Below are 25,908 nucleotides of genomic sequence, written 5' to 3'. Positions count from 1 at the left end.
GGTTATTGATTTTTGCTCTAATCACGTATAACATTAGAATCACTAATTTATTTTGGCTGCCGGTGCATATCTCAAAAAAAGGAGGACTTAAGATGAACTTTAAACCAAATTGTATGGCCACAGGGATTGGCAGCGTTCCTCATACCGACCCTGGTGAGGCCGTGAGATTTATTTTATCCTATTTTCCGGAGGCTCCTAACTGGCCTCAGGTTCCGGCCCGGGGGACAGAGGAGGGATTTATTAACCAGTTTACGGCACCGCTGATTGAACTGGGAATTGTTGTGGAAAAGAACGGGAAACAGTATTTCGATACCCAACAGGCAGAGTGGGGTGAAAGACTGGCCAGGTTTTATGAGATGTATATGGCCGCGCTGGAAGGGGATGCCGCAGCCTTAGATTTTTTTAAGTTCCATGAGGTATCGGCATCAGGTTATTATGCTTTTATCAGACACCTTGAGAAAAACGGAACCGGAAACGCCCGGTATCTCAAAGGCCAGATCAGCGGCCCGCTAGCTCTGGGGCTGGCGATGACTGATCAGGACAGGCGCGCCATTTATTATAACTCCCAAGGCCGGGATGTCCTGATCAAGACCCTGGAGCTGCAGGGGCTGAACCAGGCAAAAGCCTTGGGACAGTTTGGGCTGCCGGTACTGCTGTTTGTGGATGACCCGGGACTGTATGCTTCAGGTCAGTCGACATTCATAACCCTGAAGAGGGAAGAAATCATTACTGAGCTAAACAGCATTTATGAAACCATCAAGGGCGCTGGGGCGCTGGCAGGCACCCATTCCTGTTCAGGGATGGACTGGTCCATCCTGTTTGAATCAAATGTTGATATTATCAGCTTTGATGCCTTTGAATACTTTTCTACTGTCGTCAGTTACATGGATGAGATGAAAACATATCTCAACAGGGGCGGCTCCCTGGCCTGGGGAATTGTTCCCACATCTGCTGAAAATGTCTCTGCCCAGACTGTAGAATCACTGGAGAAGCTTTGGGAGGAACGTGTCCGGTATCTGGTGAAAAAAGGTATCGACAGGCAGCTTATTTATGACCGGGCGTTGATTACCCCAACCTGTGGAACGGGGACTTTGAATATGGATACAGCCGTACGTGTACATGAACTTACCAGGGAACTGGCTGGGAGAATCAGCCTGTGAAATTTTGCACTTTTTTTAAAAGACAAGAGAGGAAATTTGCCATTCTCTGCGAATAGAAATATTAAAAGGATATCGCAACACAAAGTCAAGGGTCAAAGCAGAACCCACGACAGATGTAATTGATTATGAGCTTGTGCTTTGACCGCACAGGTTTTTTGTTTTTTTATAACTGAAAATGAGCTTGGAATGCCGTACGAAAGCAATGTTCGTGGGCAGCCAACTCTACTGACGAGCAGAGGCCAACTTTTCACGGAGGGGAGAGGTTTTCGTAGTCGTCAAGAGGGTTGGTTTTTTCTTTAAAAGGAAGAAAGGGTATGATTTCAGTGGAAAAAACCTCCTATGATAAATTAAGGCGCAATGATGTCAAGGATTTTATCGGGGTCAGTTTTGGCAGATATATTAAAACACACTTTGGCAAAGGGCCTGATAAGGTGAAGGTAATTATTGAGGGCAGCACAATCATGGTTGAACTGTATGGTTTATTGAATCGTGCCGAAAGAGAAGTAATCAGGCTGAATGAAGTGGAGAAGGCCATAAAGAAGCACCGGAGTCTTATATTAGAGGCCCTGTGCCAAAAAATCGATCCAATAGAGGAATGGCTGGGAATCCCTGTTGAAGAAATATTTTTTAATTTCATTCCTTGTGAAGATAAGTGCTATCTGGTTATTGAGACGAAAAATAAAATGAAATCTAATGGTTCAATTGCCATTCAAAAAAATGAGGGGAGGGATATGTATGTCTGAGATGATGTCATTTGGTATTGTGATGGGGATAGGGGGAGCATTTCTATTTACTGCGGCAATAGTATTTGCCTTTGTTCTGATGCTGAATTCGAAGCTGGGGAAGGGGTTGTTTTAGGTAAGTGTGTTGCAGGTTGTGGAAACAGATGGTAAAATATATTGAAAGAGCTCAGGTTCCTATAAACTGGGAATGAGCTTTTTTTTTATCCATCAGGATGATTTTTACGGATTCAAAAACGATGCCTGGAGGAATAATAAGGTGTAAGGATGAAGCGAGGTTTACGGGAGGGATAGTTCTGAAAAGCCGCTATTTACGTATTACGTGCTGTCTGATGATGATTATTGTTGGGTTTCTGCTCCGGACAGGACTGGGGTCAGCCGAAACACCGGGAAATGACATTGTTTTTATTTCCGTTAAAGGGCAGATAGAGCCAGGACTGGCCGGTTTTGTGGAACGGAGTATCGCCAGGGCTGAAAACAGCGGCGCCGGGAAGATTGTCCTTGAAATTGACACACCGGGCGGGGTAATTACAGCAGCACAGTCAATCAAGAATGCGATATTTTCTGCGAAGATACCCACTGCAGCATTTGTCACCGGCCAGGCCAAGTCGGCAGGGGTATTGATATCCCTCGCCGGGGAAAAGATATACATGATGCCGGGGTCCAGCATTGGGGCGGCTGAACCGGTTCCCAATACCCCCAAAATCCTGGGGTCATGGATTTCCGATCTGGAATCGGCTGCCTCCGCGCGCGGGCGCAGTACCGTCATAGTTCGCGGTATGGCAGACAGGGAACTTGTCATTAAAGATCTCAAAAAGGCAGGTGAGATCCTTTCCCTTTCAGCTGATAAAGCGGTTGAACTGGGTCTTGCCGACAAAGTGGTCCGGAACCGCAATGCCCTGGTGGCTGAACTGGAAGTAGCGGATGAAGTTACCTACCGGCCTGTTGAATACAAACCAGGATTTGGGGAAACCCTGGCGTGGTGGACTATTAACCCCTTTATCAGTCCCATTTTACTGTTGATTGGTTTTGCCGGTCTTATTACAGAAGCATTTGCCCCTGGCTTCGGAGTACCTGGTATTATTGGCCTTGCTTCCCTGGGAGTCTACTTCGCAGGCCATATGATGGCGGGAGTTACAGGGTGGCTGGCGGTTTTTGTGTTTGCCATAGGGATAACTGCCTTATTATTGGAGATTTTCGTTATTCCGGGGTTTGGGGCGGCCGGTCTGCTGGGATTGGGAATGGTCGTCTGGAGTGTTTTTCTGGCTTCAACGAGTCCGCTGCAGGCTGTGATTTCTCTCACTGTGGCTCTGGCCGGCAGCATAGTTATGCTGTATGTGTTTATTAAAGTTCTGGGCCGCCGCGGAATGTGGGACAGGCTGGTCCTGGGGACAAAGCTGAATACCGCCACTGGTTATATTACTCCCAAAAAGGGAATGGGAAAATACCAGGGCATGGAGGGAACGGCTGTCACTCCACTGAGGCCTGCCGGGACCGCCGAGTTTGCCGGTGACCGGGTGGATGTGGTTAGTGAGGGCGGCTTTATCCCGGCGGGAGCCCCTATCAGGGTAATTCTGGTTGAAGGCAGCCGGGTTGTGGTAAGGAAGCTTTAGAATAATGTAGCTTTAAAATAATGTAGGGAGGTAATAAAATGGATATTGCTGCGTTGATACCTTTGTTTCTATTAGCTGTTGGTCTTATCGCTGTGTCTATTATTCTGAGTTTTATTCCTGTGGGGCTGTGGATTTCCGCACTGGCGGCAGGGGTCAAAATTGGTATAATTACATTGGTAGGGATGCGCCTGAGAAGGGTGCCCCCGGCCCGGATTGTCAATCCCCTGATTAAGGCGGACAAGGCAGGCCTGGTGGTCACGGCTAACCAGCTGGAGGCTCATTACCTTGCCGGGGGAAATGTGGACAGGGTTGTTGATGCCCTGATTGCAGCTGAAAGGGCCAATATCCCCCTTGCCTTTGAAAGGGCGGCGGCTATTGATCTTGCCGGGAGGAATGTCCTGGAAGCTGTCCAGATGAGTGTTAATCCCAAGGTTATTGAAACACCGCTGATATCTGCGGTGGCCAAGGATGGAATCGAAGTCAAGGCTATTGCCAGGGTTACCGTGAGGGCCAACATTGACCGTTTGGTAGGCGGCGCCGGGGAGGAGACTATTATTGCCCGCGTCGGTGAAGGTGTCGTCACCACAGTTGGTTCAGCTGACCACCACAAGGCAGTGCTGGAAAACCCGGATATGATTTCACAGACTGTGTTAGGCAAAGGCCTTGATGCCGGAACTGCTTTTGAGATACTTTCCATTGATATTGCCGATGTTGATGTTGGCCGGAACATAGGCGCTCAGCTCCAGACCGATCAGGCTGAAGCCGATAAACAGATTGCTCAGGCCAAGGCTGAGGAACGCCGGGCTATGGCAGTTGCCAGAGAGCAGGAAATGAAGGCCTCTGTCCAGGAAATGAGGGCCAAAGTTGTAGAAGCGGAAGCCCAGGTGCCTGAAGCTATGGCCGAGGCATTGAAAAACGGCAGGATGGGAGTAATGGATTACTATAACATGCAAAATATTCTGGCCGATACCCAGATGAGGGATGCTATAAGCAAAACTGGTCCTAAAGCAGACAGCTCGGAAGGTGATCGCGGTAAACGAAAGGATAGGTAGTACTTACTTTGTGATTTAACATAGTGTGAGTTACTGCAACTGAACCGCGAAGGTTCCGGCAATAGTTGAACCGGGAGGGTTTATATTGGATATATTCTGGATAATTATTTTTATCGGATATTTTCTGTTCAAGGCTCTGGGGAAAAAGCTGCCGGAGATGATGGAGGATTTCCCCGGTGGATGGCAGCTGCCGGGAACCCAGGATGCCGACGGACAGGAGACCGATGCAGCGGAGGCCCGTCGGCCCAAGAGCGTTGCTGCAAACAAGGATTCAGAACGCGGTACATCCCGGGCAGCAGACCAGCGCCGGGAAGGCATACCTCAGATAATAGACCGGTCTGATGAAGCACCGGCGGCTATTGATTATCGGGATGTGGTCAATGGGATTATTATGAGTGAGGTTCTCCAGCCTCCTCTGGCACTGAGAAAAAAGAGGCAGAATTAAACTGTCCACCACCTCATATATATTACCGGAGGTGGTTTTTTGTGAAGAGAGCGCTGATTATTCTGGGGAAGCGAAAACTGATTTGGACAGTGGCTATGGTTTTGGGGGTAATGTGCCCGCTCCTGGCAGCCAGTTATTACATCCCGGCTGCTGATGTGGCAGGGAATGCAGCCAGGATGCTGACTTACAGCTCTGCGGCTGAGGGGTTGAGTTTCGATTATCCCCAGGACTGGGTGCTTAGGACTGAAAAGGACTATTCGGGTGGCGAAATCCTTGAAAATGTTACTTTCGTGAGTCCGGACAAGAAAGCCCACGGCTTTGTACAGGTAATGAAACTTTCCGGCCCTATTCCGGAATACGTCCTGGAATCACAGAAGAGCATGGTTCCGGGTTATGATTCGCTGAATTTCAGACAGGAAATGAAAGGCAGTAAACAGGGTTATGTGCTCACTTACAGCCGGGGTAACGGAGAGGCGCGTTTAAATGCTGCAGAATACTTTTTTCAGAACGGGGAAAAGGTATGCAGGTTCAGCTTTTTTTACCCGGAAACCCAGCAAAAGCAGTATGCCAGGCTGGCTGATGAAATGGTGGAAAGCCTGACGATTAAAAGTGTTGAATAATGAATTAATATGATATAATTAAACAATATCCTGGTTTTGAGGCCGGCTGCGGCGTTAGGTTGTTTGTCAAAAACCCTGCCTCCGGCCCGTAATACTTACAAAAAGGAGCGGGCACGTTTTGCACAAGATTGCACAGATAAGGGACGAGCTATCACAGACCGTACTTGAAAGGGCCGGGTTGATTGACGGATTGTTCATGGGTATGCTGACCGGACAGCATGTGTTGTTTATCGGACCGCCGGGGACTGCCAAGAGTATGCTTGTCAATGAATTTGGCGGGCGGCTTGATGGGGGCAGGCACTTTTCGTATCTGATGACGAAATTTACCAAGCCTGATGAAATTATCGGCTCCGTTTCCCTGAAAGGCCTGGAAAACGATGAATATAAACGGGTGCTGACCGGCAAAATAGCTGACTCTCATTTTGTTTTTCTGGATGAAATTTTTAATTCCAACAGCAGTTGTGCAAACACAATTCTCACCATTCTTAATGAAAGGCGCTATCATAACGGGACAGATGTGGTCGAAGTGCCTCTGATAATGATGGTAGGGGCTACCAATCAACTTCCGTCTGAGACCGGAGACGAACTGCAGGCTTTTTATGATAGGTTCCTGTTCCGTTTCGAACTCGATTATATCAGGGATATAGAAAACCTGCGCAGGCTTTTTACCCTGCCCGATACCGGGAAATTTACCCGGTACACTCTCGGTGAATTGAGGCAATGGCAGTCTGAGGTCAGGGAGGTTGAGGTTTCTGAAGATATTGTTAATAAGGTCATCAGTCTGGTGATTAAGCTGAGAGAGGCCGGTGTGGCCGTCTCAGACAGGCGGTTCCGTGAGAGCCGCAAGGTTCTGCAGGCACATGCCTGGTTGTATGGGCGCAGTGGAGTTGAATTGGACGACCTCGGGGTCCTGGGGGATATATTCTGGATTCAGCCTGAGGATAAAAAGGTGTTCCGCGAGGTCTTGTTTACAGTGAAAATGACTGTTGAATCCCAGGCTGCAGAATTGTTAACAGAAGCCCGGCAGATCAGGGACCGGTTCAGGTCGCTGGATGACCGGGCCCGGAGACAGATCCTTGGCGGAGAAATGAATACCCGGCTGGCTGAAATTACAGACCGGCTGAGAGAACTCACGGAGCTTGCCGGTATCCCTGGTTCTGTTCTGCGGGATGCCGCCGCCGGGGTCGAGGAGATACATGCGGAGATTATCAGGGAATGTCTTGACATGGATGCCGAGATGGTGTAGGTGATATGATGGTTTTAAAAAGAAATGCTGTTATTCTTAATACATCCGCCAAAGAGATTTATGAATGGCTGGGACGGCATTCCGGGGAATTGGGAAGACTGCTGGCTAATGGGGAACGGTCTGTCAGCCTGTTCCCTTTTTTGGTGGAGGACATCTTTTATGCTCTCTACCAGGATTCCCCGAGGCTGCATTCCATCAATGAAGTTTCTACAGGGGCGAGGCTGAACCGGCTGGTACTGGAACAGCTTATGAAAAGCCGGGAGTTCAAAAATGCCAGGTCGTTTAGCAGGGGTAACCTGCCGGCTTCGGGGATTACAGCTATGTATTTTGCGGAACTGGTCCTTGCGGGCCTGCCCCGGGAGATAGCGGACACCGCCAATGAGATTTTTGTCAGTGAAGAGGAGCTTGAAGCTGCTCTTCTAAACAGGGAGGTATCTACCAAGATAGCTCGGATTGCCGCGGATTCCACCAGGGAAGATATCAGGCTGGCATATGAGAACACTGCCCGGGAGTGGCAGGTCAAGTCTGAAGAAAGCCAAAAAAAGCTCAGGAACCTGGCAGCGAGGCTCAGTATGCTCTGGAATACCTCGGGAAGCAGACGCACCGCCATCTCGGGGAACAGTGACACAAAGGGCGAAAAGAGGGCCCGCTTTGAGACGGGAAATGAAGGCCTGGGTGACAATAAAGGGGTCTGGACCAGGGGCGATTTGGGTAATCACCTGAAACTGGTAGAGACGTATTATCATTCTCCCAAGCTCAAGAGGCTTGCTGACAGGGTTGGCCGCCTCCGGGAGGTCAGGGAGCAGCGGACGGGGCGTTCCGGACTGGAGGACATATCTGAGGTGCGGGGCATAGATTATGGCAATGACCTTTCCGTGGTTGTTCCTGAGGAGTGGCTGGACTATTTTGACCCATTCAAAAAAAACCTCTTCAAGAAGAAGTATGCTGATGAAACCCTCTGTCTTTATGACCTGAAGGCAAAACGTCCTCAGGGAAAGGGCAGCCTGATAATCTGCTTGGATAATTCCGGTTCTATGCAGGGGCCCAAAGAGGAAACCAGCAAGGCCATTGCCATTGCTTTGATGGAAATTGCGGTTTCTCAGAAGAGGGATTTTGTTGTCATTATGTTTGGCGGTCCCGATGATGAACTTAGGGTTTTTGATATCCCAAAGGGGCGCTGCACCCCGGAACAGCTTGTCGAAATAGGGGAACATTTTCTTTGCTCGGCAGGGACTGATTTTGAAAAACCTTTGCATGAGGCTCTTCGTTACCTGGAAAAGGATAAATACCCCGGGGCGGATATCGTTTTTATTACTGATGGGGTATGCAGTGTTAGCAGGGAGTTTCTGGCCGGGTTTGCAGCTGCCAAAAGGGCCCGGCGATTCAGGACGGTTGCGGTAATGGTGAACTATGGGAATGTTTCCAAATCGCCTGTGGAGACTTTTTGCGATGAACTATTGGTTAGTAAAGACTTAAAGGGCATCGACGTTGCCGGGGAATTATTCGGGCAGATGCAGGGAGGGTGATCTGATGCCGGTTGATTATCACATCCACACTAAAATGTGCGGCCATGCTTCGGGTGAAATGGAGGAGTATGCTGCCGCTGGTCAGCAGAAGGGACTCCAGGAAATAGGCTTTTCCGACCATATCCCGATGTATTTTCTGCCTGCCGGAGAGAGGGACTCTTCTATTGCCATGAAGGATGAGGAGCTGGATACATATGTGAGGCGGGTCCGGGAAATGCAGGAAAAGTATTATCCTTTTCCCATTAAGCTTGGCATTGAAGCGGATTTTATACCAGGTATGGAAAAAGAGCTCATGGAAGTGCTGAAAAGGTACGATTTTGATTATATATTAGGCTCAATACACTATCTCAATGGCTGGGGTTTTGACAATCCTTCGCACAGGAAGGAATATGACAAGTGGGACCTGTATGAGCTATACCGGGTGTATTTTGAAACTGTAAAGAAAGCGGCGTCCAGCGGTATTTTTGACAGTATGGCCCATCCCGACCTGATAAAGAAATTTGGGTTCCGGCCCGATAATGATATTATAGGGATTTATGAGGATACTGTCCGGGAAATTGCTGCAGCCGGGGTTTGTGTGGAAGTAAGTACCGCCGGACTAAGGGTGCCGGCAGGGGAAATTTATCCCCATATCGACTTTCTGAAGCTTTGCCACAAATATAAGGTGCCTGTTACCCTGGGTTCGGATGCCCATCTGCCGCAGCAGGTGGGAATGGACTTCAGGGCAGCTATTGCAGCCTTAAAGAGTGCCGGTTATACCAAGGTAGTTACTTTTACGGGACGAAACAAAAATTACTATCAGATTTAATTGTTTTCATAGTGCTAAAATAGGTTTAATATGATATACTATTAATTGGATTTTCTAGCTATACTAATGGCTAGAAGACAAACCCAGGGGTTAATGAAAGGATGATTGTTTGTGGATTTGATTTCTCACGGCTTGATGGGTACAATGATGGCCGGGCTCGGGCTTAACCAGAAATTTGGTCTTGCCGGTACTGTGACAATGATAATTGCCAATATTGCCCCAGACCTGGATATTGTAGCAGGCCTGAAGGGACCAAAGACATTTTATAAATATCACCGTGAAATAACTCATTCCCTGCTTGGCGCAGCCGTACTGTGGGCGCTGATTTCGGGTGGAATTTACTTTTTTACTCCACTGGACAGTTTTGCAGCCATTTTTATCATGGTTGGCGCGGGTCTGGCGGGTCATTTGGTGATGGACTCATTCACACCGTGGGGGCTGCCGCTTTTTTACCCGTTTTCATCCAAAAAGTATGGTTTTGACTTGATTTGGTTCTGTGATCCCGTGATGATAACTTCAATGGTTGGCAGTGTTTACCTGGCATACCATTTTCCGGGCCATGAAAAGATGTTTTTTATGCTAGGCTTTGCACTGATTGCTTCTTACCTGCTGCTCCGGGTATTTCAAAAGCGCAGGGCCCGGAGAATGGCTGCAGGGGAAATGGGTCCCAGGTTTAAAGATGCCGAGGTCTATGTGCTGCCTTCTGCCATCAGCCCTTTTAAGTGGGACGTTATTTATAAGGCCAGGAGCCAGTACCTTTATGTGAGTGTCGATACCAGAAAAGAAGAGATTCTGGCTGCCCGGGAGTTTGTTTCCGCCTCCTATCACAGGTGTATCAAGCAGTCATGTGATTCAGAACTGGTGGATGTTTTTCTGAAAAGAGCGCGGTTCCCCTTTTACAATTTCAACAGGATCGATGGCGGGTATCGGGTGGAATGGTGTGATGCCCAACTGCTTAACCTGGGCGGGGTGCATGGTGTCACTGTTTACCTGAGTGATTGCGGCACGGTTACCGGTGAAAAGCTGCAGGTCAAGAAACCGGTGCGTCGCCGCAGGAGAAAACTTGAAGATTTCCTTCAGGAGGAAGCTTCATAACTAAATAGGGAGCCTAGAAATTTAACCATAACGTATAGAGAGGCAGATATTTTCCTGCACGACGGCAACAATTCAGCTTGTTACCGGCTCCCGCATTTGCGGCTCGCCGACAAGCTGACATCAGACTCGTCGTTCCGGAAAATATCTGCCTCTCCTTATATTTATGGTCAATTACAGCGGCAACCCCATTAAGTAATGAACGGGGTAATAGAAACCGTTGAGAACTGCAAGGTGGGCCGGACGGACGACAGACACCGCCTTCCGGAACACATCCACCCCTGTCTTAATAATACTTTGTAACATTCAAAAATAATGCAGCCCTCTACTTAAGCTATCTTAGCTACGTAGAGGGTTTTTTTAATCTTATCAGATACTGGGGTAGGCTGACTCATAGCTGCTGATATCAACTCCGCAAAATGGGGGTGTTAATCATCAGTAAAGGTAAACAATTCATCGATGGTTGTATTTAAAGTTTGGGCTATATCGTGTGCAAGCTTCAATGAAGGATTGTATTTTCCCTTCTCCAGGTGAATTACTGTTTCTCTGCGAACTCCCACTGCTTTGGCCAGATCTTCCTGAGTCATATTTATTTTAGCCCGAAACTCTTTAATTTTAGTTTCTAGTGCCATTAATCATTGATCACCTGTCCCTCATAGACTCTTAAGGATATTACAAACACCAGTATTATAAGCAAAAAGTTCAGTGCGAATGCAAAAGCATAAACCTTAAAGTCTGGCATAAAAGCAAATACTATATTGGCTACAGCATAAACAATTAATGAGGATATAAAGCAGTTCTTTGCTGCCTTATTTACATTGGTTTCAAATCGTTCGTCATTAAGATATTTCCCAAATCCAAAAAAACTAAAAAAGCCGAAGAATCCAATCAGTCCCCAATTACCCGTAACCAGACTCAATAAACCTATCAATCCTAAAAAACCTAAATACTTAAGCCAACTGGTTTTCATATAGCTCCCTCCAATGTTATAAATAAATAACTTTATGTTATAAATATATAACATTACAGGCACATTGTCAAGCGCTTTTGCCACAATCGCAATAACGGGGGAAACGTCTATTTTAATTTTTTCTTATAAAAACAAAAACACAACCAATAGAGGTTGCTGCTAAGCCGGAGCACAACATATTGTGCGTTGATGAGCTTTTGTCAATAAAACCAAGAAAAACGGGGATATTCATTGAAAATTATTTTTCAAAAAACCCTAAAGTTTAGGAGGAGTTTTATCGATTATGAAGAATAACAGTGGTATAAAGTGGGGATAAGTGGGGGGAAGTGTTCCGGAAGCCCGCTTATGTGGAGGCAGGTGAACAGGCCGATGTTTGTGGGGGAGTATCAACATACCGTAGATCCAAAGGGGAGGCTGATTATCCCCCAGAAGTTCAGGGAGGGGCTTGGCGAAAAGTTTATTGCTACAAAAGGCCTGGATAACTGCCTGTTTGTTTACCCTATGGAAGCCTGGCAGCAGATAGAACAAAAATTCAAAACGATTCCATCAACCAGTAAGGATGCCAGGGCCTTTGCCAGACTGTTTTTTTCAGGAGCCACTGAATGTGAACTGGACAAACAGGGCAGGATATTACTCCCAGCAAATCTCAGGGAACACGCTGCCTTGGAAAAGGATGCGGTGGTATTGGGAGTATCCACTAAAGTCGAGATTTGGAGCAGGGAAAACTGGAATAAATACAGCAGTGAAGCTGAACCAACTTATGAGGAAATTGCAGAGAAAATTGTTGAGTTTGACCTCGGTATTTAAGTAGAGAGAATGTAAAAATGTTTAGAAGGTGAAGGCGGGATGAATTTCCACCATGTTCCGGTAATGTTGGACGAAGTTATGACGTATCTGAATCTTAGGCAGGGTGGAACATATGTAGATTGCACACTGGGTGGAGGCGGGCATACCACAGAGATAATAAAAAAAATCCAACCCGGTGGCCGGGTCATTGGCATTGATCAGGACCCCAATGCATTGGAAGCTGCACGTAAAAGGCTTGAGAGTTTTGGCAGCAGTATTGTTTATGTTCACAGTAATTATTACCGGTTAAAAGAAATTTTCGCAGAACTGAACCTGGGTGAAGCAGATGGGGTCCTTTTTGACCTTGGAGTGTCATCACACCAGCTTGATGAGGGAGAGCGCGGCTTTAGCTATATGCAGGATGCGCCCCTGGACATGCGGATGAACCCCGGAGATTTGTTGACAGCAGAGCAAATTGTCAATGAAAAGACTGAAGACGAGTTGACTGGGATCATTAGAGACTATGGGGAAGAGAATTGGGCCAGAAGGATTGCCCGGTTTATTGTTGACCACCGGGCGAAACGTCCCATACATACAACGGGGGAGCTTGTAGAGATTATCAAAAAGGCTGTCCCGGCTGGTGCCAGAAGGGAAGGCCCACATCCGGCAAAACGAACTTTCCAGGCATTAAGGATTGCTGTTAATGATGAACTGAATAGGTTCAAGAAGGCTCTATATGAGGCTGTCGATATCCTCAGACCCGGTGGCCGGGTTTGTGTGATATCATTTCATTCTCTTGAGGACAGAATTGCCAAAGAGGTTTTCCGGGAAATGGCAAAAACCTGTGTCTGTCCTCCGGGGTTACCTGTCTGCATGTGCAACAAAAAACAGCAGGTTAAAGTCCTTACCGGAAAGCCTGTATTGCCTACTCAGGAAGAGCTTAAAGCCAACCCGCGTGCCCGAAGCTCCAAACTCAGAGCAGCTGAAAAGCGCCGAGTTCTAAACAACGGGGAGGATGAATAAGTTTGTTAGTAGCGAAAGAAAGCTTTGACTACCGTAACCTTCCACTGGAACAGCACAATAACCGGACCATGGTCAGGAAGGTCCGCAGGGTAAGGGCAAAAACAAAGTTTGTTTACTGCGTTATCGCAGTAATCACCCTTTGCCTGGCATTTTTGCTTGTTTCCCGGAACGCGGAGATCGCTTCGGCAGGCTACGATATTATAGCTCTGAGAAGTCAGCTTCAGGAACTGGACACCCAAAACCAGATTCTGCAGCGTAAAATTGATGAAATGAAATCCCTGGAAAACATAGAGTATATGGCGACTGTCCGGCTGGGTATGGAAAAACCAGAGCTGGCAGAAGGAGTTGAATTTGTCCCCGTCGAATATTCTAACGTCGGCTCGAAGGGCGCGATAGGGATTGCTTCTGCTGCTGAGATTCCGGAAGAACCGGTGGAAGAACAGCAGAAAAGAAATTCTCTGGTTCAAGCCCTGGCCAGTCTCATCAACGGATGACCGGGGTTTAACCGGGCGGAGTTGAAGCAACCAATAGAAAACAGAGGGGTTGACTTCAGTGCAGGCCACAAGCATAATTATCAGGAAACGAGTTACCAGACTTTTTATAGTTGTTGGTGTTGTTCTTTGTTTATTAGTCGGAAGACTGGCGTGGATACAGTTCGTCCGTGGCGAGGAACTTAAGGAAAAAGCCAAGCTGAACCGGATGGATGACATACCCATCCCGGCTGAGCGGGGGGCTATATATGACAGAAATGGTGAAGAGCTGGTGGTTAGCATCAGCTCCGATTCTGTTTGTGCCTTCCCGCCGCTGGTAAAAGACGGTGATCCGGAGAAAACAGCGCGGGAGGTTGCCCGAGTTCTTGGTATGGAATATGAAACGGTGTATAAAAGGATTACCAATAATACCAATTTTGAATATATTAAAAGAAGGGTTGATCCGGAAATAACCCAGGAACTTAAAGAACTGGACCTGCCTGGAATCGATATCATCGAGGAAAGCAAGCGCTCTTACAGCAAAGGAAAACTCGCTTCTCATATCCTTGGATTTGTGGGTTATGAAAACAAAGGGCTTGACGGACTGGAAGTCAAGATGGATGAGTACCTGTCAGGTACACCGGGCCGCATTGTCATTGAGAAGGATGCCAGGGGCAGGCAGATTCCCCAGGCCCTGCATGAGCGGATTCCTCCCGACCCGGGGAATAATGTCTGGCTCACCCTGGATGAAACTATACAGTATTTTGTAGAACGGGAACTGGATAACATTGTGACCCAGTACGAACCGAAAAGCGCTGTTATCATTGTGATGGATCCAGAGACCGGCGCTATCCTCGGTATGGGTTCAAGACCTGATTTTGACCCCGCAGATTATGGCAAATACCCTGAGCAGAATCGAAGAAATATGGCTATTCAGCTTAATTATGAACCTGGTTCCACCTTTAAGATCATCACTTCTGCCGCTGCCCTTGAGGAAGGTACTGTAAAGCCTGATGACCGGTTCTACGATCCCGGGTATGCAACTGTAGGTGACCGCCGGATAAAGTGCTGGAAATACCCCCAGGCACATGGAGCCCAGTCGTTTGAGGAAGTGGTCATGAATTCGTGTAACACCGGTTTTGTGGAAGTGGGGCTGAAACTTGGCGGGGAAAGGTTTTACCGCTATATTAACGCCTTTGGCTTCGGACAGAAGACCGGAATTAACCTCAGTGGTGAAGGAAAAGGGATTATGATTCCGGAGAAGGATATCATACCGGTCAATATTGCCACGATTGCAATGGGTCAGTCCATATCCGTAACTCCGCTCCAGCTTATCACGGCAATGTCAGCAGTAGCTAATGACGGTGTGCTGATGAAACCCAGGATAATCGAAAAAATAACTGACAGTAAGGGGAAGTTGGTTAAGGAATATACACCTGAGCCTGTCAGACAAGTGGTATCCAAAGATACCTCAAGACAGCTCTCACTAATACTGGAGAAGGTAGTGAATTCAGGTACGGGAAAAAATGCCTATCTTGAAGGCTACCGGGTGGCCGGGAAGACGGGGACGGCGCAGAAGGCAGGCCCCGGCGGATATATCCAGGGCAAGTATGTGGCCTCATTCGCCGGATTTGCTCCGGCTGATGACCCCAAGATTGCCCTGCTGGTTGTCATCGATGAACCAAAGCCTGGTATGCACTACGGTGGGCAGCTGGCAGCGCCGGTATTTAAAAATATTTCTAAAGACACCCTGCGTTATCTCAATGTAACTCCTGAACTCAGTGAGGAAGAAATTGAAAACAGGGAGGAACAGGCTCAGGTACTGGTTCCTGATGTTGTCAACACAGCCCTTGAGGATGCCCAGATTATCCTGCGGGAAGCTGGACTAAAGGCCAGGATAGAGGGTGAAGGTTCGTGGATTAATAATCAGCAGCCCAAAGCCGGAGCCAAGATTCCGGCAGGGTCAGAGGTGATTATTTATCTGGGGCAGCGCGGGGGGAACATCCCTGAAGGTCAGGAACGCACTGTACCTGACTTAACCGGGATGACCATGAGGGAAGCGGGCCAGCTTCTGGGAAGTCTGGGTCTGCAGTTAAACCCGGAGGGAACAGGGATTGTAGTGGAACAGAAGCTGCCACCGGGAACCAAGCTGAAGTCAGGGGAAGAAGTTACGGTGGTTTTCTCCCCGCCGGTATGGGAACCATCCCCGTAAAAGTTTGTTTCCGCCCGACAGTTGAACTTGGGACAGGTTTTGATTTGTAGACGGGATTAGATGTTTGGATACATCCGATCCCGCTGCATATTTATGGATAAATTGGTGTTTTGCTGCCAATAATAATTAATACATCATATTAGGTCGGAGGTTGCCATGAAAAGTCTGCGTGATTTAATAATTGGCCTGGAAGCTGCAGAAACAAGGGGAAACCTTGATACAATCCTGTCCGGTCTCAGCTATGACTCCAGGAAGGTGACACCGGGCTGCGGGTTTGTCTGTGTGGAAGGCTTCAAAACTGATGGTCACAAGTATATCCCGTCTGCCTTGGAGCAGGGTGCTGCCGCAATCATAGCCCAAAGGCCTGTGGAAGTCCCCGGGGGGATACCCCTCGTCATCGTGCGGGATACGCGAAAGGCACTGGCATTAATGAGTGCTGCCATGGCTGATCATCCTTCCCGTAAACTCACTATGATTGGCCTGACCGGAACAAATGGGAAAACCACCACGACATATCTGATAGAGCGGATATTTAAGGAAGAAGGCTACAAGGTTGGTCTGATCGGGACTATAATTAATAAGATAGGTGAAAAGGTACTTCCGGTCACCAATACTACACCCGAATCCCTTGACCTGCAGATGCTTTTGAAAGAGATGGTTGACAGCGGGGTTACCCATGCTGTAATGGAAGTATCATCACATGCCCTGGAACTTGGCCGCACAGAGGGTGTTGAATTTGATAATGCTGTTTTCACCAATATTACTCAGGATCACCTGGATTTTCACGGGAATATGGAGAACTACCTGGAGGCCAAGAAAAAGCTGTTCGCAGGACTGGACCGGAATGTGGGGAAACAAGCGCCCAAATATGGTATTATAAATGTAGATGACTCCAGCGCCCGGAGCGTTATAGAGGCCACCAAAGGCAGGGTGTTGACTTATGGGGTCAAAAATGACTGTGATATCAAAGCATTTAATATTAACTTGAGAGCAGACAGGGCAGCATTTGATGTGGCAACCCCAAAAGGGGATCTGTATCTGGAAATTCATCTGCCGGGAATGTTTAATGTTTATAACTCTCTGGCTGCACTGTCAGTAGGAATTTGCCAGGGTATCGCAATTAATTCGATAAAAGCTGCCTTGGAGTCAGTTAAAGGTGTTCCTGGGCGCATGGAAAAAGTTTCCGAGGGGCAGGACTTTACCGTACTGGTTGACTATGCCCATACTCCTGACGGGCTGGAAAATATCATCAGGGCTGCCCGGGAGTTCGCTGCAGGACGGGTGATTACGGTGTTTGGCTGCGGAGGTGACCGGGATAGGACAAAGCGTCCGGTGATGGGGGAAATATCGGCACGGCTCAGTGATTATTCCGTCCTGACCTCAGATAACCCCAGGACGGAAGAGCCGCTTTTTATCATCTCCCAGATAGAAGAGGGAGTCAGGAGAGCGGCTGACAGGTCGAAATACTCCATTATTCCTGACCGCAGAGAGGCCATCGGCAGTGCGATAAAGATGGCTGAAGCGGGAGATGTAATCCTTATTGCTGGGAAAGGCCATGAAACATACCAGATAGTCAATGATAAGGTTAACCATTTTGATGACCGTGAAGTTGCGAGGGAGATGTTACCAAAAGATGTATGAATTCACTGCGGAAGAAATTGCCGGGGCAGTGTCGGGGGAAATGTTGCAGGGTGACCCCGGTGTGCTCTTTGACCGGGTGTCCACTGATACCAGGCAGATTAATGAGGGAGACCTCTTTATTGCTTTAGTGGGAGATCGCTTTGATGCCCATGATTTTATTGACAGGGCAGTATCCCAAAAAGCCGCCGGAGTTATAGTCAGCCGGGAGGTTGATACCGGACCCTGGCCGGGACCGGTCATTCTGGTCACGGATACTCTTAAGGCCCTGCAGGACCTGGCGGCACACAACAGGAGTAAATTTGCCGGTCTGGTGATAGGGGTTACCGGAAGCAACGGGAAAACCACCACAAAGGACCTGATCGCTGCTGTCCTGGAACAGAGGTATGCCGTCCTGAAGACTGACGGGAACCTGAATAACCATATTGGACTGCCCCTGACACTGCTTAAACTGGATAACAGTTTTGGCGCTGTTGTTTTGGAGATGGGCATGAGGGGACTCCGGGAAATTGACCTCCTGGCCGGAATTGCTAAACCTGATGGTGCAGTAATTACAAATATAGGGGAAACGCACCTGGAAAGGCTCGGTTCGCTTGCCAATATAGCCAGGGCTAAGGGTGAGATCCTTGACCACATTGATCCTGAGGGGTTTGCCATACTCAATGGGGATGACTGTATGGTCCGCGGTCAGGCAGCGAGATGCCGGGGCCGGGTGGTGTTTTATGGCACAGGTGGAGATGTGCAGCTTACGGCACAGGACATCCGAAGTCCGGAAGGCAGAAGCATAAGCTTTACAGCCCTGACTTCAGAAGGTAAAATCGATCTGAACCTGCCTATTCCCGGCAGGCATAATGTCCTTAATGCCTTGGCTGCTGTAGGAGTGGGTCTGGAGGCCGGGGTTTCTCTTGAGAAGATAAAGAAGGGACTTGGGAATGCCAGGCTTACATCCATGAGACTGGGGATTAAAGAGGGTAAAAGGGCTACTGTTATTGATGACACCTATAATGCCAATCCCGCGTCTGTTAAGGCAGCTCTGGAAATTCTAGCCGATGTGGGCCGGGGGAAAAGAAAAATAGCCATCCTCGGAGACATGTATGAGTTGGGGACAAGGGCTTTTGACGGACACCGGGAGGTTGGTGAAGCAGCTGCGGACAGGCAGGTGGATGTACTGGTTACAGTCGGCAGCCTGGCCCGGGAAATAGCGCTGGGGGCAACTATGACGGAAAATCCTCCTGTGGAGATTATTAGTTTTAATGCTACCGGAGAAACCGCAGAAATTCTCGGGAAGGTGGTCCGGCCCGGTGATGTGGTTCTGGTTAAAGGTTCGCGCGGAGTTAAGATGGAGAGTATAGTGGAGTACCTCCTGCAGATGACATAATACATTCCGGGGGGAGAATTTGTTGGAAGAGATAATCTACGGGTTTGGTTTGGCTTTGATAATCAGTCTCCTGACAGGACCGCTTTTGATACCTGTACTGTATAAGATGAAGTTTGGGCAGTATATAAGGGATGACGGTCCTAAGAGACATCTGCAGAAGGCGGGTACACCCACCATGGGTGGAGTATTGTTTTTAACCGGTGCGGTAACGGGGACATTAGTATTTGCACCGAAAACAGGACCTGTTTTCCTGGTCCTGGGGGCTACCCTGGCTTATGGACTTATTGGATTCATTGATGATTATATCAAGGTGGTCTTGAGGCGGTCACTGGGACTGCGAGCCCGTGAAAAGCTGTTAGGACAGCTGGGGGTCGCCATTACCGTGTCGGTGGTGGCTGTATTTTTCCTGGGCAGGGGGACAGAGCTGGTTATTCCTTTTTCGGGATACCGGTTTGATATTGGCCCGGTTCTGTACATAATATTCACCTCACTGATAGTGATTCCGGGGACGGTTAATGCGGTCAACATCACAGACGGTCTTGACGGACTGGCTGCCGGTTCGGTGGCGATATCAACACTGGCATTTATCCTGGCTGCAATTATGCTGGAACTCCAGGGAGTGGCCGTATTTGGGGCGGCGCTGGTGGGCGGCTGCCTGGGCTTTTTGAGATACAACATCCACCCGGCTCGTGTTTTTATGGGAGATACCGGTTCCCTGGCCCTGGGAGGGGCTTTGGCATCGATGGCTGTAGTTACCGGGACAGAGTTGTTTATTCCGTTTATTGGATTTCTATACTTTGCTGAAATATTATCTGTAATCATACAGGTTATATCTTTTAAAACGACCGGTAAAAGAGTCTTTCTAATGAGCCCGCTGCACCATCATTACGAGCTTAAAGGATGGCAGGAGCAGAAAGTTGTCCGGGTGTTCTGGCTGGCGGCCTTAATTGGTGCGGCTTTGGGACTGTTGGGAATGCATAATATCGGTTAACAGAGAAATTCAAGTCATGATATTATGGGCATAATGATATTCGGGACATAATGAGAGTAGGGAGCAAAATGGAGAGTTCCAGGGAGAAACAGAGAACAAAATGGGGAACAACTGAATGGGAGAACATAAAGGTACTGGTGGTGGGGATAGCCCGCAGCGGACTGGCAGCAGCCGGCTTCCTGGCCGGAAGGGGAGCCCGCGTGGTACTTACTGATAAAAAGTCCGAGGAGGACTTGCAGGATGTTCTTGACCAGGTGCCGGAGAATGTTGGTATTATTACCGGTGTGTATCCCGAGTTCGGTTCCGGTGACTTCGACTTTGTGGTGGTCAGCCCGGGTGTGCCTCTGAATATACCACCGATTGAGCGTGCTGTTAACCTGGGAATTCCGGTATACAGTGAGCTGGAACTGGCCTCATGGTTCGCCGCATCTCCCATTGTTGCCATTACCGGAACCAATGGGAAGACAACCACGACATCACTTGTTGGGGAGATTTTCAGGGATGCCGGCAGGCGTGTTTGTGTTGGAGGCAATATCGGCCTGCCCCTGGTGCTGGAAGTGGAAAAGTATGGCCCTGAAGATGTTATTGTGGCCGAGGTGTCCAGTTTTCAGCTAGAGTGTATTGCAGAGTTCCGGCCCAAGGTGGCTGTTATGCTTAATTTTACACCCGACCACCTGGACAGGCACGGGACGATGGAAAACTATACCGGCGCCAAGGCCAGGATATATGAGAATCAAGACAAGACTGATTTTACGGTACTTAATTATGACGACCCCGGAGTGGCCGCATTAAGTGGCCGGACTCCGGGAAAAGTAATATTTTTCAGCCGGAGGCATAAGGTAGAAGAAGGAATATTTGTTGAGGACGGGCAAATAGTGGCATTGTTTGGCGGAAAAACCGAACCGGTCTGTCCAGTGGGGGAAGTGTTTATCAGGGGAGCCCATAACCTGGAAAATGCCCTGGCTGCAGCCGCGGCCGCCTATGTAATGGGCGTTCCGGCAGAAGTTATCGGCATGACCCTGAAAAGCTTCCGGGGAGTGGCGCACCGGCTGGAACCTGTTGCCGAGTTTGATGGAATCAGGTTTATCAATGATTCCAAGGGAACTAATCCCGATGCCTCAATAAAGGCCCTCGAAGCTTATGATGAACCTATTATACTCCTGGCCGGCGGGAGAAATAAGGGCAGTGATTTCAGCGAGTTTGCCCGGAAAGTTAAGGAAAAGGTACGCAGCCTGATAGTCCTTGGCGAATGCAGGGACGAACTGCGTAAAGCCGTTATGGGGACCGGCTTTACACAAATCCTGGAGGCCGCAAATTTTGATGATGCCGTCAGGATGGCTGCGGCAGAAGCCAGACCCGGGGAAATTGTGCTGTTGTCACCGGCCTGTGCCAGCTGGGATATGTTCAGGAACTTCGAGGAGCGGGGAGAACGATTTAAGGAGCTTGTACTCAGCCTAAGGAGGTAATACTCTTTGTATCCTCGGAAAAAGTCGCCTGATATTCTCTTGTTTGGTGCTGTGGTGCTGCTGCTGGGCATCGGTGTGGTCATGGTGTACAGCGCCAGCCAGGTTACCGCTTATGAAAGACTTGATGACACCTTTTATTACCTGAAAAGACAGGTGCTGTGGGCTCTGATAGGGATTGCCGCAATGATTTCAGTGATGAAAATTGATTACTGGAAGTATAAGAAATGGGCGATCCCGCTGTTAATAATGGCATTTGTCCTTCTTATTGCAGTTGTAATGCCCGGTATCGGGAAGAGTGTCAAAGGCGCCCAGCGCTGGCTGGGAGTCGGATCCATGAGGATTCAGCCTTCAGAGGTAATCAAGCTTTCGCTGGTGATTTTCATGTCCTATGGGCTGGCTAAGAACCGCAGCCGGCTCAAACAGTTTGCTTCAGGAATGCTTCCTTACCTGGCTATTCTGGCCTTGGCCTGCTTGTTGATTTTGCTCCAGCCTGACCTGGGAACTGCTGTGTCTCTTGCCGGGACTGTCTATATAATGCTGTTTGCCGCAGGGGCCAGGGGCAAACACCTGATTTACCTGGCTTTAGCAGGTCTGGCAGCAGTTTGTCTGGCAATTGTCCTCGAGCCGTACCGGATGAGCCGTTTCCTGGCCTTTCTGGATCCTTGGGCAGATCCGCAGGGAACGGGGTTTCATATCATCCAGTCACTGTATGCGCTTGGTTCCGGCGGGTTGTTTGGTCTGGGCCTGGGACAGAGTCACCAGAAGTTTTTTTATCTCCCTGAGCAGCATACGGATTTTATATTCGCTGTTCTGGGTGAGGAACTGGGGTTTTTTGGCGGGGCCTTTGTAATTATGCTGTTCCTGGTTTTTGTATGGCGGGGTTTTAAGGTTGCCCTGAGTACCCAGGATCCCTTTGCGAGCTTGTTGGCAGTGGGGCTGACTTCGATGATTGCCCTTCAGGCCATTATAAATATTGGAGTAGTTACCGGATCCCTGCCGATTACCGGAATACCGCTGCCGCTGATAAGTTTTGGCGGCTCATCCCTTGTTTTTACACTGATAGGGGTGGGGATTCTTTTGAATATTTCACGATATATCTCTTCGCGATGATTAAACCCGTTAAAATGGGGGGAGTGGCAGTGCGGATAGTTCTTACCGGCGGCGGTACAGGGGGGCATATTTATCCCGCCCTGGCCATTGCCAGAGGTTTAAAAGAAAATAACCCGAAGGCAGAAGTGCTGTTTTTGGGGACTGCTAAAGGGTTGGAGGCAGACATTGTCCCGCGTGAGGGGTTTAATTTTGAAATAATTACAGCTGAAGCCCTGAGGCGGAAACTATCTTTACGGGTATTTAAGACTGTTTTTAGCGCCATCAAGGGTTTTTTTGACGCTTTACGAATTTTAAAAAGGTTTAAACCAACTGTGGTAGTGGGAACCGGAGGGTATGTCTGCGCTCCTGTTATCAGTGCAGCGGTAATGCTCAAAATACCGACCCTGATTCATGAGCAGAATGCATATCCCGGGATCACCAATAAGCTTTTGTCAGGCTTTGTGACGAAAGTTGCAGCTACATTTCCCGAATCCAGGAAGTATTTCAGTTCCAGGGCTGATATCAAAGTAACCGGACTTCCGGTAAGGCCGGAGATTACAATGGCAGAACGGGAAGCGGGAGTCAAGGCCCTGAGCCTTGACGGGAACAGATTTACTGTCCTGGTTCTGGGCGGCAGCCGTGGGGCCCGGAGCATTAACAAGGCCCTGCCTGATGTGGCCGCGAAGGTTTGCGGACAGCAGGGTATGCAGCTGGTGCTGGTGACCGGACAAACCGGATATGAGGAGACCTTAGGTGATTTCAGGTCCAGGGGAATAGACCTTGCCGGGTGTGGGAATGTTACTGTCACCCCTTATTTATACAATATTGATGAGGCTCTTGCGGTTGCAGACCTGGTTATATGCCGGGCCGGGGCTACTTCAATTGCCGAGATTACGGTTCGGGGGCTGCCGTCGGTTCTGATTCCTTACCCATACGCCTCCGGCAATCACCAGGAATATAATGCGGAAGCGCTGGTCAGAAAAGGGGCTGCAGTGATGATACCGGACCGGAACCTTACCTCTAAAGTCCTGTGGGATACCATATATAATTTGTTCTCCGACAGACAGGTTCTTGCCGGAATGGCAGAAAAATCGCGCAGTCTGGGTAAACCCGGGGCGCTGAAACATATCCTGCAGCTTATAAACGATATCAGCGGGCAGTAATTGTTCAGAGACTTTTAATGAAGACTTTTTTCTTTTTGGTTAGTGATGGACAGGCTCCGTCAGCTTCATGGCACAATAAAAAATTATACTGCATAATATGAGATAGGGATAACAGGGAGGAGTGACAGTTGTTGGAAACCGGACACGGGAATGTTCATTTCGTTGGAATAGGTGGTTCGGGAATGAGCGGAATTGCCACGATTTTATTGCAGCAGGGATATCATGTAAGCGGGTCAGACCTGAAACAGGGGGAACCCACTTCCCGGTTAATAAATATGGGCGCCCGGGTTTGCTTCGGACATGACGGTGCGAATATTGGACAGGACACTGATCTGGTGGTGGTTTCTTCTGCCATCAGGGAAAATAACCCCGAGCTGCAGGAGGCGCTGAGGCGGGGTATTGAGGTTGTAAAAAGGGGAGAAATGCTGGCCCGGCTGATGGCCGGAAAAAAAGGAATTGCCGTGGCCGGGGCTCATGGAAAAACAACCACCAGTTCCATGGTAGCTCTGGTATTTGAAAGGAACGGTCAGGAACCGACAATTGTGGTCGGTGGGGATATAACTGAAATCGGGGGCAATGCCAAATTGGGGTCAGGAGAGTACCTTGTTGCAGAGGCGGATGAAAGTGATGGTTCGTTTTTGCTATTGTCTCCGTTGATTGAGGTGATTACAAATATAGAGGATGACCATATGGACTACTATGGGAGCAGGGAAGCCATTAAAGAGGCTTTTGGCGATTTTATGGAAAAAGTTCCTTCTGACGGATATCTGATTGTATGTGCCGATGACCCGGACCTGGTGGAAATGGCGGTCGCAAAAGATAAAAGGCTGCTGACTTACGGTATTGAACACCCGGCGATGTATTCGGCCAGAGATATCCGGACCAGGGGTATAAATACATATGCTGAAATTTTTTTCGGGGATGATAGGCTGGGGGTTCTGGAACTTAATGTACCCGGTCTGCATAATATAAATAATGCCATGGCGGCAATTGCAGTTGGCCGGACAGCCGGTCTTGATTTTGAGGCAGTTGCGGGAGCGCTGAAAAATTTTAAGGGACCACACCGAAGATTTGAGTTACTGGGAGAAGTTGATGGCATCAGGGTTGTTGACGATTATGCCCACCATCCAACGGAGGTGAAAGCAACTTTAAGGGCGGCTAAACAGACGGAATCAAATCGTGTCATAGGTGTTTTTCAACCACACAGGTATTCCAGGACAGGGCTGCTTTACAGGGAGTTTGGTGAAGCATTTCCTGATGCAGACATGATTATAATAAATGAGATTTATGCAGCCGGAGAGACACCTGTGCCAGGTGTTACCGCTGATTTGATAGTTAATGCAGTAAGCGAGCATGAGAACAGGAGCGTGCATTATTTCCGGACACTGGAAGAGATTACTGATTTCCTGTATCGGACAGCCGAGCCCGGAGACCTCATCCTGACTATGGGGGCGGGTAATATCAGGACAGCCGGAATGCAACTGGTAGAAAGGCTGAAAGAGAGGTAGGGTATGGACCCTTGCGAAATTGAGCAGAGTTTGGAAAAATTGCTTAAAGGTGAAGTTAAAAGCTGCGAAAGCATGAAGAACCATACCTCCTGGCGGGTTGGCGGCCCGGCGGACATAATGGTGCTGCCTTCCTCTATCGAAGATATCAGGCTATGCCAGCAGTTTGCCATTCAACAAGGCCTGCCGTTGACAGTGATGGGGAATGGTTCCAATATGCTTGTCAAAGACGGGGGCATCAGGGGGATTGTACTCAAGATTTCCCGGGGATTTAACCAGATTGAGGTTAAGGGTACAGTGATTACAGCTGAAGCGGGGGTGTTTATCCCAACTTTGTCCGCCAGGGCTGCCCGGGAAGGCTTGACAGGTATGGAATTTGCGGCCGGCATTCCGGCTTCCGTGGGGGGCGCTGTGAGCATGAATGCAGGAGCCCACGGTAAGAGTATGGCTGATGTTGTCAGGGGGGTTACCGCACTGACAGGTGATGGGAATACCGTCTCTTTGGAGAAAGAAGAGATTGGTTTTTCATATCGAAAAAGCGGCATCCCTGGTAAAGGCCTGGTGATCCTGACTGCAGATTTTGACCTGAAACCGGGAGAACCGGAGGAGATAATGGCTGCAAATAAAGTCAACCTGGAGAAACGAAGGCGCTCACAGCCCCTGGAGTTTCCAACTGCGGGCAGTGTCTTCGCTAATCCCCCCGGACAGTGGGCCGGGTGGCTCATCGAAAATGCCGGGTGTAAGGGAATGAGAATTGGTGATGCCATGGTTTCAGACAAACACGCTAATTTCATTGTGAATTTGGGCATGGCTAAGGCTGAAGATATCTTACAACTAATAACCCGAATAAAGAACCTTGTCATGCAAAAGTACCAAATTGAGCTGGAACTGGAGGTTCGGGTTGTAGGTGAATAA

At 48.7% G+C, this 25,908-nt stretch carries 25 protein-coding genes; 23 read left to right on the top strand and 2 right to left on the bottom strand.

Annotation, left to right across the window (positions count from 1 at the left end):
- Window positions 1-92: 92 nt before the first annotated feature.
- The 11 genes from Ga0451573_RS02765 to Ga0451573_RS02720 all read left to right on the top strand — a co-directional run bounded on the left by Ga0451573_RS02765 (window position 93) and on the right by Ga0451573_RS02720 (window position 10,305).
- Window positions 93-1,160, top strand: coding sequence for a uroporphyrinogen decarboxylase/cobalamine-independent methonine synthase family protein (locus Ga0451573_RS02765; RefSeq protein ID WP_231682354.1), 1,068 nt, complete (start codon window positions 93-95; stop codon window positions 1,158-1,160).
- 314 nt (window positions 1,161-1,474) lie between these two features.
- Entirely contained in the window at window positions 1,475-1,903 is a 429-nt protein-coding gene (locus tag Ga0451573_RS02760; RefSeq protein WP_231682353.1) for a Na-translocating system protein MpsC family protein, read from the top strand.
- Window positions 1,896-2,018 carry a hypothetical protein gene (locus Ga0451573_RS19665; protein WP_269438069.1) on the top strand — a complete coding sequence of 41 codons (123 nt, stop codon included), beginning with the start codon at window positions 1,896-1,898 and terminating at the stop codon, window positions 2,016-2,018. Before Ga0451573_RS02760 ends, Ga0451573_RS19665 begins: the two co-directional genes overlap by 8 nt.
- A 121-nt stretch (window positions 2,019-2,139) precedes the next feature.
- Window positions 2,140-3,513 carry an NfeD family protein gene (locus Ga0451573_RS02755; RefSeq protein ID WP_231682352.1) on the top strand — a complete coding sequence of 458 codons (1,374 nt, stop codon included), beginning with the start codon at window positions 2,140-2,142 and terminating at the stop codon, window positions 3,511-3,513.
- A gap of 38 nt (window positions 3,514-3,551) precedes the next feature.
- Window positions 3,552-4,565, top strand: coding sequence for a flotillin-like protein FloA (gene floA, locus Ga0451573_RS02750; RefSeq protein ID WP_231682351.1), 1,014 nt, complete (start codon window positions 3,552-3,554; stop codon window positions 4,563-4,565).
- 85 nt (window positions 4,566-4,650) lie between these two features.
- The gene (locus Ga0451573_RS02745; RefSeq protein ID WP_231682350.1) at window positions 4,651-5,010 is read left to right on the top strand and encodes a hypothetical protein; all 360 of its coding nucleotides are present in this window, start codon (window positions 4,651-4,653) and stop codon (window positions 5,008-5,010) included.
- A gap of 41 nt (window positions 5,011-5,051) precedes the next feature.
- On the top strand, window positions 5,052-5,630 hold the full coding sequence (locus tag Ga0451573_RS02740) for a PsbP-related protein (protein ID WP_231682349.1): 579 nt from the start codon (window positions 5,052-5,054) through the stop codon (window positions 5,628-5,630).
- A 118-nt stretch (window positions 5,631-5,748) separates the two neighbouring features.
- Window positions 5,749-6,876 (top strand): AAA family ATPase, encoded by a 1,128-nt coding sequence (locus tag Ga0451573_RS02735; RefSeq protein WP_231682348.1) that lies wholly within the window; start codon window positions 5,749-5,751, stop codon window positions 6,874-6,876.
- A 5-nt stretch (window positions 6,877-6,881) separates the two neighbouring features.
- The gene (locus Ga0451573_RS02730; RefSeq protein ID WP_231682347.1) at window positions 6,882-8,402 is read left to right on the top strand and encodes a vWA domain-containing protein; all 1,521 of its coding nucleotides are present in this window, start codon (window positions 6,882-6,884) and stop codon (window positions 8,400-8,402) included.
- Window positions 8,403-8,406: 4 nt separating this feature from the next.
- The gene (locus tag Ga0451573_RS02725; protein WP_231682346.1) at window positions 8,407-9,210 is read left to right on the top strand and encodes a histidinol-phosphatase HisJ family protein; all 804 of its coding nucleotides are present in this window, start codon (window positions 8,407-8,409) and stop codon (window positions 9,208-9,210) included.
- 111 nt (window positions 9,211-9,321) lie between these two features.
- Window positions 9,322-10,305: a metal-dependent hydrolase gene (locus tag Ga0451573_RS02720; protein WP_231682345.1), complete on the top strand. Its 984-nt coding sequence runs from the start codon at window positions 9,322-9,324 to the stop codon at window positions 10,303-10,305.
- A 425-nt stretch (window positions 10,306-10,730) separates the two neighbouring features.
- Here the strand turns inward: Ga0451573_RS02720 and Ga0451573_RS02715 are convergent, their stop codons facing one another.
- Together Ga0451573_RS02715 and Ga0451573_RS02710 are read right to left on the bottom strand one after the other, a co-directional pair.
- On the bottom strand, window positions 10,731-10,934 hold the full coding sequence (locus Ga0451573_RS02715; RefSeq protein WP_231682344.1) for a helix-turn-helix transcriptional regulator: 204 nt from the start codon (window positions 10,932-10,934) through the stop codon (window positions 10,731-10,733).
- Entirely contained in the window at window positions 10,934-11,272 is a 339-nt protein-coding gene (locus tag Ga0451573_RS02710) for a DUF3796 domain-containing protein (RefSeq protein WP_231682343.1), read from the bottom strand. The genes Ga0451573_RS02715 and Ga0451573_RS02710 overlap by 1 nt, the downstream gene beginning before the upstream one ends.
- A gap of 369 nt (window positions 11,273-11,641) precedes the next feature.
- On the opposite strand from Ga0451573_RS02710, the gene mraZ reads away from it, so the two are divergent.
- From mraZ to murB, 12 genes are all read left to right on the top strand, one after another.
- Window positions 11,642-12,079 (top strand): division/cell wall cluster transcriptional repressor MraZ, encoded by a 438-nt coding sequence (mraZ, locus tag Ga0451573_RS02705; protein ID WP_231682630.1) that lies wholly within the window; start codon window positions 11,642-11,644, stop codon window positions 12,077-12,079.
- 39 nt (window positions 12,080-12,118) lie between these two features.
- The gene (gene rsmH, locus Ga0451573_RS02700) at window positions 12,119-13,081 is read left to right on the top strand and encodes a 16S rRNA (cytosine(1402)-N(4))-methyltransferase RsmH (protein ID WP_231682342.1); all 963 of its coding nucleotides are present in this window, start codon (window positions 12,119-12,121) and stop codon (window positions 13,079-13,081) included.
- 2 nt (window positions 13,082-13,083) lie between these two features.
- Window positions 13,084-13,575 carry a hypothetical protein gene (locus Ga0451573_RS02695; protein ID WP_231682341.1) on the top strand — a complete coding sequence of 164 codons (492 nt, stop codon included), beginning with the start codon at window positions 13,084-13,086 and terminating at the stop codon, window positions 13,573-13,575.
- A 58-nt stretch (window positions 13,576-13,633) separates the two neighbouring features.
- A complete protein-coding gene (locus tag Ga0451573_RS02690) occupies window positions 13,634-15,763 on the top strand; it encodes a stage V sporulation protein D (protein ID WP_231682340.1) in 2,130 nt (709 codons plus the stop codon).
- A gap of 156 nt (window positions 15,764-15,919) precedes the next feature.
- Window positions 15,920-17,404 (top strand): UDP-N-acetylmuramoyl-L-alanyl-D-glutamate--2,6-diaminopimelate ligase, encoded by a 1,485-nt coding sequence (locus Ga0451573_RS02685; protein ID WP_231682339.1) that lies wholly within the window; start codon window positions 15,920-15,922, stop codon window positions 17,402-17,404.
- Window positions 17,397-18,779 (top strand): UDP-N-acetylmuramoyl-tripeptide--D-alanyl-D-alanine ligase, encoded by a 1,383-nt coding sequence (locus Ga0451573_RS02680; protein WP_231682338.1) that lies wholly within the window; start codon window positions 17,397-17,399, stop codon window positions 18,777-18,779. The genes Ga0451573_RS02685 and Ga0451573_RS02680 overlap by 8 nt, the downstream gene beginning before the upstream one ends.
- Window positions 18,780-18,798: 19 nt before the next feature.
- On the top strand, window positions 18,799-19,770 hold the full coding sequence (mraY, locus tag Ga0451573_RS02675) for a phospho-N-acetylmuramoyl-pentapeptide-transferase (protein WP_231682337.1): 972 nt from the start codon (window positions 18,799-18,801) through the stop codon (window positions 19,768-19,770).
- A 68-nt stretch (window positions 19,771-19,838) separates the two neighbouring features.
- Window positions 19,839-21,236 (top strand): UDP-N-acetylmuramoyl-L-alanine--D-glutamate ligase, encoded by a 1,398-nt coding sequence (gene murD / locus Ga0451573_RS02670; RefSeq protein WP_231682336.1) that lies wholly within the window; start codon window positions 19,839-19,841, stop codon window positions 21,234-21,236.
- Window positions 21,237-21,242: 6 nt separating this feature from the next.
- Window positions 21,243-22,346 (top strand): stage V sporulation protein E, encoded by a 1,104-nt coding sequence (gene spoVE, locus Ga0451573_RS02665; RefSeq protein ID WP_231682335.1) that lies wholly within the window; start codon window positions 21,243-21,245, stop codon window positions 22,344-22,346.
- A gap of 29 nt (window positions 22,347-22,375) precedes the next feature.
- A complete protein-coding gene (gene murG / locus Ga0451573_RS02660) occupies window positions 22,376-23,488 on the top strand; it encodes an undecaprenyldiphospho-muramoylpentapeptide beta-N-acetylglucosaminyltransferase (protein ID WP_231682334.1) in 1,113 nt (370 codons plus the stop codon).
- Between the two features lie 128 nt (window positions 23,489-23,616).
- Entirely contained in the window at window positions 23,617-24,996 is a 1,380-nt protein-coding gene (gene murC, locus Ga0451573_RS02655) for a UDP-N-acetylmuramate--L-alanine ligase (RefSeq protein WP_269438068.1), read from the top strand.
- Between the two features lie 3 nt (window positions 24,997-24,999).
- Window positions 25,000-25,908, top strand: a complete 909-nt coding sequence (gene murB / locus Ga0451573_RS02650) for a UDP-N-acetylmuramate dehydrogenase (RefSeq protein WP_231682333.1) — start codon at window positions 25,000-25,002, stop codon at window positions 25,906-25,908.

The organism is Phosphitispora fastidiosa (assembly GCF_019008365.1).
In the GTDB taxonomy this organism is placed as follows: Bacteria; Bacillota; Thermincolia; order Thermincolales; family UBA2595; genus Phosphitispora; species Phosphitispora fastidiosa.
This window is presented reverse-complemented; position numbering and strand designations above follow the sequence as displayed.

Coding starts and splice junctions, on each gene's coding strand:
- Ga0451573_RS02765 (WP_231682354.1), top strand. CDS start 93: ATGAACTTTAAACCAAATTGTATGGCCACAGGGATTGGCAGCGTTCCT.
- Ga0451573_RS02760 (WP_231682353.1), top strand. CDS start 1,475: ATGATTTCAGTGGAAAAAACCTCCTATGATAAATTAAGGCGCAATGAT.
- Ga0451573_RS19665 (WP_269438069.1), top strand. CDS start 1,896: ATGTCTGAGATGATGTCATTTGGTATTGTGATGGGGATAGGGGGAGCA.
- Ga0451573_RS02755 (WP_231682352.1), top strand. CDS start 2,140: ATGCCTGGAGGAATAATAAGGTGTAAGGATGAAGCGAGGTTTACGGGA.
- floA (WP_231682351.1), top strand. CDS start 3,552: ATGGATATTGCTGCGTTGATACCTTTGTTTCTATTAGCTGTTGGTCTT.
- Ga0451573_RS02730 (WP_231682347.1), top strand. CDS start 6,882: ATGATGGTTTTAAAAAGAAATGCTGTTATTCTTAATACATCCGCCAAA.
- Ga0451573_RS02725 (WP_231682346.1), top strand. CDS start 8,407: ATGCCGGTTGATTATCACATCCACACTAAAATGTGCGGCCATGCTTCG.
- Ga0451573_RS02715 (WP_231682344.1), bottom strand. CDS start 10,934: ATGGCACTAGAAACTAAAATTAAAGAGTTTCGGGCTAAAATAAATATG.
- Ga0451573_RS02710 (WP_231682343.1), bottom strand. CDS start 11,272: ATGAAAACCAGTTGGCTTAAGTATTTAGGTTTTTTAGGATTGATAGGT.
- mraZ (WP_231682630.1), top strand. CDS start 11,642: ATGTTTGTGGGGGAGTATCAACATACCGTAGATCCAAAGGGGAGGCTG.
- rsmH (WP_231682342.1), top strand. CDS start 12,119: ATGAATTTCCACCATGTTCCGGTAATGTTGGACGAAGTTATGACGTAT.
- Ga0451573_RS02685 (WP_231682339.1), top strand. CDS start 15,920: ATGAAAAGTCTGCGTGATTTAATAATTGGCCTGGAAGCTGCAGAAACA.
- Ga0451573_RS02680 (WP_231682338.1), top strand. CDS start 17,397: ATGTATGAATTCACTGCGGAAGAAATTGCCGGGGCAGTGTCGGGGGAA.
- murD (WP_231682336.1), top strand. CDS start 19,839: ATGGAGAGTTCCAGGGAGAAACAGAGAACAAAATGGGGAACAACTGAA.
- murB (WP_231682333.1), top strand. CDS start 25,000: ATGGACCCTTGCGAAATTGAGCAGAGTTTGGAAAAATTGCTTAAAGGT.